5 protein-coding genes and 1 pseudogene are annotated in these 5,698 nt (G+C 67.5%); 1 reads left to right on the top strand and 5 read right to left on the bottom strand.

Annotation, left to right across the window (positions count from 1 at the left end):
* The 3 genes and pseudogenes from CSW58_RS05170 to CSW58_RS05160 all read right to left on the bottom strand — a co-directional run.
* Positions 1-676, bottom strand: a pseudogene (locus CSW58_RS05170) (methylmalonyl-CoA mutase family protein); the annotation flags it as partial.
* Between the two features lie 255 nt (positions 677-931).
* The gene (locus CSW58_RS05165) at positions 932-1,174 is read right to left on the bottom strand and encodes a YdcH family protein (RefSeq protein ID WP_099446573.1); all 243 of its coding nucleotides are present in this window, start codon (positions 1,172-1,174) and stop codon (positions 932-934) included.
* A 108-nt stretch (positions 1,175-1,282) separates the two neighbouring features.
* Positions 1,283-2,011, bottom strand: a complete 729-nt coding sequence (locus CSW58_RS05160) for an enoyl-CoA hydratase/isomerase family protein (RefSeq protein ID WP_099446572.1) — start codon at positions 2,009-2,011, stop codon at positions 1,283-1,285.
* A gap of 264 nt (positions 2,012-2,275) precedes the next feature.
* On the opposite strand from CSW58_RS05160, the gene ccrA reads away from it, so the two are divergent.
* On the top strand, positions 2,276-3,550 hold the full coding sequence (ccrA, locus tag CSW58_RS05155; protein ID WP_099446571.1) for a crotonyl-CoA carboxylase/reductase: 1,275 nt from the start codon (positions 2,276-2,278) through the stop codon (positions 3,548-3,550).
* A 66-nt stretch (positions 3,551-3,616) separates the two neighbouring features.
* Here ccrA and CSW58_RS05150 read toward each other — a convergent pair whose 3' ends face one another.
* Positions 3,617-4,573, bottom strand: a complete 957-nt coding sequence (locus CSW58_RS05150; RefSeq protein WP_099446570.1) for a hypothetical protein — start codon at positions 4,571-4,573, stop codon at positions 3,617-3,619.
* Positions 4,570-5,559, bottom strand: a complete 990-nt coding sequence (locus tag CSW58_RS05145) for an HEXXH motif-containing putative peptide modification protein (protein WP_099446569.1) — start codon at positions 5,557-5,559, stop codon at positions 4,570-4,572. The genes CSW58_RS05150 and CSW58_RS05145 overlap by 4 nt, the downstream gene beginning before the upstream one ends.
* Positions 5,560-5,698: the final 139 nt, after the last annotated feature.

Here is a 5,698-nt window from a genome sequence, read left to right as displayed (position 1 = left end):
CCCGGCATTGACGAAGAAGCTGATCCGCCGAGGGCGACGATCTCGAAGTCTTCCTCGGGCACCTGGCCGCCGGCCCGCACGGTGTCGAGCACGGAAATGGCGGTGGCCAGGGCGAAGGCCAACTCCTGCTCCGGCGTCGCCCCGGCTTCCTGCAGGTGATAGCTGCAGACGTTCATCGGGTTCCACTTGGGAACCTCGATATAGCACCAGGCGATCATGTCGCCGATCAGCCGCAGGCTGGGGCCGGGCGGGAAGATGTAGGTGCCGCGCGACAGATATTCCTTGATCAGATCATTCTGCGTCGTGCCCTGCAGCAGCTTGCGGTCGGCCCCCTGCTCGTCGGCCAGGGCCACATACATCGCCAGCAGCCAGGCGGCCGGGGCGTTGATGGTCATCGAGGTGTTGGACTGTTCCAGCGGGATCTGGTCGAACAGGGTGCGCATGTCGCCCAGATGGCTGATCGGCACGCCCACCTTGCCGACCTCGCCGCGCGACAGGATGTGGTCGGCGTCATAGCCGGTCTGGGTGGGCAGGTCGAAGGCCACCGACAGGCCGGTCTGGCCCTTGGACAGGTTGGCGCGGTACAGGGTGTTGGACTTTTCGGCCGTGGAATGGCCCGCATAGGTGCGGAAATCCACGGCGCGTCCGGCGCGTGCTGGAACGGCTTGGCTGACATCCTGCGCTTCCCGACTATGCGTTCTTGATTACCGTCGATCATGAACCGGGACTTGCTGCAGCGCAACATCGCAAAGGCGAAGCGGGCCGCCGCTGGGCCTTTGACGCCCAGACACCACCCTCGGGATGGCGACCAGCGGCCTGCGCCTGGAGCCTTTCCGGGTCAGTTTCGAATGAGCCGACCCGGATACTTTACGTTCAGGAGGTTAGTGCGGTTTCGGGCGACGAAACCGCACATACTTTCGCCTCAGGCGCTCTAGGCCAGCTTGGCGAGGGCGGCGGCGATGCGGTCCTTCAGGTCCAGCCGCTGCTTCTTGAACCCTTCCAGGACATTGTCGGCGACGGTTTCAATATCGGTCTCCATGCGGTGCACGGTGCGATTGACCTCATTGTAGCCTTCGAGCAGCGCCGCGAAGGCCTGATCGTGGATCTTCAGGGCGTGAATCCGGTCGAGGTCCTGCGGGAACTCTTCATGCAGTTCGTGAGGGGTGTTGCTCATGGCTCAGACTTCCCGAGAAAGGCGTCGCCCAAGACGGCGACGGGCCCACCCTGCATCAGGGGCTGGGGCCCGGCCTTGCGGTCGATCAAACAGCGGACGGTTTGGGCTTCAGCGCCGGCCGAACACCGCCGGACGCTTGGCCATGAAAGCCGCGACGGCCTCGGCATGGTCGGCGCTGGCCACCAGCGCGGCCACGTCGACCGCCTCTCCCGCCACCGCCCGTTTGACGGCCTCGACCGACAACGGCGCGCGCGAGGCGATCCGCTCGGCCAGGCCCAGGGCTTCGGCAAGCAGGGCGTCAGCGGCATGCACCCCCGTCACGACGCCATCGGCCAGGGCCCGCGCCGCATCGAAGTTCGCCCCGGTCAGCAGGTGGGCCTTGGCCCGGCCCTCGCCGATCAATCTTGGCAGCCGGGCGACCGAGGCCATCAAGCCGATATTGACCCCCGACGCCGCGAAGCTGGTCCGGTCGCTGCACAGACGGACGTCGCAGGCCAGGGCCAGCTCCAGTCCCCCGCCCAGGCACCAGCCGTCTATGGCGGCGATGATCGGAACCCGGCAGGCCGCGATCTCGTCCATCAGCAGATTGAAGCCCAGGACGGCCGCCAGCTGGCCGTCGCCGCGTCCGGCCGCCTCACGCAGGTCGTCGCCGGCGCAGAACGCCCCGTTGCGGCCGGTCAGCACCGCCGCCCGCACGGTCTGGTCAGCGTTGATCGCCTCGACGGCCTCGGACAGCTGCCTTCGCAGCGCCATCCCCAGGCCGTTGGCGGGCGGCGCGTCGAGCGCCAGCAGTCGGATCGCGGGGGCGGGGCTGGAAATGTGCAGGGTCGGAGCCATGGCCAAGCCTCGCCGATCGGCCGCGCCGTGACCAGCCGCTTCTGGCCGGACCGCGACAAGGCGCCGCCTTATGCTGCGTCGCACAAGTTTCCGCTTGCCACTTTCAAACAGTTGTCTCAGCTTAGGCCGCTTCGGGGTCGAACTACCTTCTCCGAGCGCCATAATGATGGCCTGGCGAGGTGTTTTCACCGTTTTGACCGGGCCGCGCGCAGCCGAGTTGAGCTTTCGGGCGTTGTTGCAGCGCCGAAGGAAACGGGGAGTGACATGACCACCGCGACGCTGGACAAGACCGACGTGAAGGATCTCTACGAGATCGGCGAGATTCCGCCCGCCTACCACGTGCCCGCCAACATGTACGCCTGGAGCATCCGCAAGGACCGCCACGGCAAGCCCACCCAGGCCATGCAGGTCGAGGTGGTGCCGACCTGGACGATCGGCGAGGACGAGGTGCTGGTGCTCGTGATGGCCGCCGGCGTCAATTACAACGGCGTCTGGGCCGCGCTCGGCGAGCCGATCAGCCCGCTGGATGGCCATAAACATCCCTACCACATCGCCGGATCCGACGCCTCGGGCATCGTCTGGGCGGTCGGCAAGAAGGTCAAACGCTGGAAGCCGGGCGACGAGGTGGTCGTCCACTGTAACCAGGACGACGGCGACGACGAGGAGTGCAACGGCGGCGACCCGATGTTCTCGACCAGCCAGCGCATCTGGGGCTACGAGACGCCGGACGGCAGCTTCGCCCAGTTCTGCCGGGTGCAGTCGCGCCAGCTGATGCAGCGTCCCAAGCACCTGACCTGGGAGGAAAGCGCCTGCTATGTGCTGACCCTGGCCACCGCCTATCGCATGCTGTTCGGTCACCAGCCGCATGAGCTGAAGCCCGGCCAGAACGTGCTGGTCTGGGGCGCCTCGGGCGGCCTGGGCGTGTTCGCCGTTCAGCTGGCCGCCGTGGCCGGGGCCAACGCCATCGGCGTGGTCAGCTCCGAAGACAAGCGCGAATTCGTGCTGTCGATGGGCGCCAAGGCGGTGCTGAACCGCAATGAATTCAACTGCTGGGGCCAGTTGCCCAAGGTCAACGGCCCTGAGTTCGGCGACTACATGAAGGAAAGCCGCAAGTTCGGCAAAGCCCTGTGGCAGATCACCGGCAACAAGGACGTCGACCTGGTGTTCGAACATCCGGGCGAGGCGACCTTCCCGGTCTCGGTGTTCGTGGTCAAGCGCGGCGGCATGGTGGCCATCTGCGCCGGCACCAGCGGCTTCAATCTGACCATGGACGCCCGCTTCCTGTGGATGCGCCAGAAGCGCGTCCAGGGCAGCCACTTCGCCAACCTGATGCAGGCCAGCGCCGCCAACCAGCTGGTCATCGACCGCCGGGTCGACCCGTGCCTGTCGGAAGTCTTCCCCTGGGAAGACATCCCGGCCGCCCACGAGAAGATGCTCGCCAACCAGCATCTGCCCGGCAACATGGGCGTTCTGGTCTGCGCCCAGCGCCCCGGCCTGCGCACCTTCGAAGAAGTTCAGGAACTGAGCGGAACCCGTTAAAACGCACCGCCATCGGCGGCGGACAACAGGTCCGGCCTGGCCCTCGGCCGGGCCGGACCTGTCACTTCACGGCGTCCACTCATAAGGCGGCACGCCGCCGGCCATTTCCGGCGTATTGAGCAGGGCCGGTCGCTGGGCCCGGAACAGCACGCCGGGCGCTGGAGCGTCGAGGGCCTTGACCGCCTTGAAATAGAGATCGCTGGACAGGGCTTGCGCCTCCCGGCGGGCGGCGAACGGATGCGGCGTGTCCCGGCGGCCGATCGTCGGGTTGGTGTTGATCTCGTAGATTTCCGGCCGCCCGTCGACCAGCCCATAGTCCGCTCGGCCATAGTCGATATTGGCCGCCTCGAAAGCGCGCCGGATGGCTTGGGCGTGCGGCGCGGTTCGCACCTGTTGCAGATCGTCCAGATAGGCCTGCTCACCGGCCACTCCGTCCTGGCCATACTTCGCCGTCCAGTGCCGCTCATGCACGCTGACAGCCGGGATCATCGCCTCGCCGACCCGGAACATGGCCAGCTTGCGGAAGACGTCGCCGTGGATGGGCGCGGCGCGGTACTGCACGACGATCAGGTCGCTGAGCGGATAGCCCTCGCGCAGCAGCGTCTCGAGGGACGCGGCCAGGGACGCGGCGTCCGGCAGAAGCTCGGTGAGATTGCCGCGATGGGCGCTGGCCGTGCGCAGGAACACCGGGAAGGCGTCGACCAGGTCGGCGTCGCTGGCCGGCCAGGCGTTGAAGCTGTTGATGCCGTCGCGCCGCAGCCGCCGCAGAAGGGCCAGACGCTGCAGGGCGCGAGCCGGATCATTGAGCACACGGCAGCCGGCGGCCTTCAGACCCCGATAGACGTGGGCCGCGCGCTCAAGCTCCCAAAATCCCAGTCGGTCGAAATCGCTGAAGATGTAGGTCGCCGCCGGCAGGCTGTCCTTGTCGAGCAGCCTTGCATAGCTGACCCGGTTAACCCACGGGCGCTCCCCAAGCACGCGATGGGCGTAGTTGTGGGCCCTGGTGCTGACGAAATAGATCATCGGCGCGCCGCGTCGACATAGGCCAGGGCCGAAGCCATCAGGCCCTGGCCCAGCCCGGTCAGGCGGCCATGTTCGGCGACGACGCTGTAGCCCGCGTCGAAATTGACCAGGTCGGCGCGGGCCGCCGCCAGGGCCCGCTCGCGCGCCTCGGGCGCCAGCAGCGGGTCGGCGGCCAGCCGCGTCATCGCCCAGTGCATGCGCGCCGAGACATAGGTCGCGTGATAGATCCCGTCCATCGGCCGCGGGTCGGGGCGCAGCGGCGAGGCGAACCGCTCCTCGTCGTCGTTCTCGATCAGGGCTTGGTCGGTGCAGAAGCCGAACAACAGGCTATGGGCGCATTCGTGCGCCAAGACCTCGACCACCGCCACCGGGTCGGGATGGTAGGAGCCGTTGAGAAACAGGGCTCCCCAGAGCTGGTAGTGCGATCCGCCGTCGAACTGCATCACCTTGGTCGGATCGCTGCCGACGATCACGATCTGCCGGACAATGGCGCGAATTTCCCCCGCCAAGTCGGGGAGGGCGCGGTCAAGGAGCGCCAGGCCGTCGTTCAGGCGCAGGCGAAAGTCCGCCGACACCTGGGCGCTCGGCGCGGCGAAGGCGATATCGAGCCCCGCCTCAGCGTTCATCATCCGTGCATAGAGCGCCCCCTCCTCGCCCAGGGCCTGGTCGTCCAGGGCGACGATCTGCAGGGTGGCGGGAACGGCCCGCGATCGCGCCAGCTCGCCGAACAGGGCGACGGCCGCAGAATCGTCTTCGGCGCCGATGGCGTTGACCAGCGCATAGTAGCGCGCGAAGACCCCGGGGGCGAACGGCTCGCCGTTGCGCAGGGCCGCGATCACGCCGCCGAGCCCGGCCTCGTCGAACGGCAACTGGCCGCGGGCCGCGTCGGAGACATAGGCGAGGCTGTCGGCGAGCTCGCGATTCATCCGGGCATTGAGGGCGCGGGCGCGCGCGGCGTCGGGCGCGAAATCAAGATCAATCGCCATGAATCGGGCTCGTCTGGTCGGCGAAAACGAAAGCGGCGCCAAGTCTCCCTGGCGCCGCTTGGTCGTGCTTGGAAGCATCGCGGCGAGAGCGACGAACGCCCGCCGCTGCGATCGCTCAGGCCTATATCCCGAGCTTTGC

Source organism: Caulobacter sp. B11, from assembly GCF_002737765.1.
Classification (GTDB): domain Bacteria; phylum Pseudomonadota; class Alphaproteobacteria; order Caulobacterales; family Caulobacteraceae; genus Caulobacter.
The sequence above is the reverse complement of the archived record's forward strand: the minus strand, read 5'-3'. Positions and strand labels throughout refer to the sequence as shown.

Excerpts from the sequence above, each read along its gene's own strand:
- CSW58_RS05150 (WP_099446570.1), bottom strand. The coding sequence starts at position 4,573 with ATGATCTATTTCGTCAGCACCAGGGCCCACAACTACGCCCATCGCGTG.
- ccrA (WP_099446571.1), top strand. The coding sequence starts at position 2,276 with ATGACCACCGCGACGCTGGACAAGACCGACGTGAAGGATCTCTACGAG.
- CSW58_RS05160 (WP_099446572.1), bottom strand. The coding sequence starts at position 2,011 with ATGGCTCCGACCCTGCACATTTCCAGCCCCGCCCCCGCGATCCGACTG.
- CSW58_RS05165 (WP_099446573.1), bottom strand. The coding sequence starts at position 1,174 with ATGAGCAACACCCCTCACGAACTGCATGAAGAGTTCCCGCAGGACCTC.
- CSW58_RS05145 (WP_099446569.1), bottom strand. The coding sequence starts at position 5,559 with ATGGCGATTGATCTTGATTTCGCGCCCGACGCCGCGCGCGCCCGCGCC.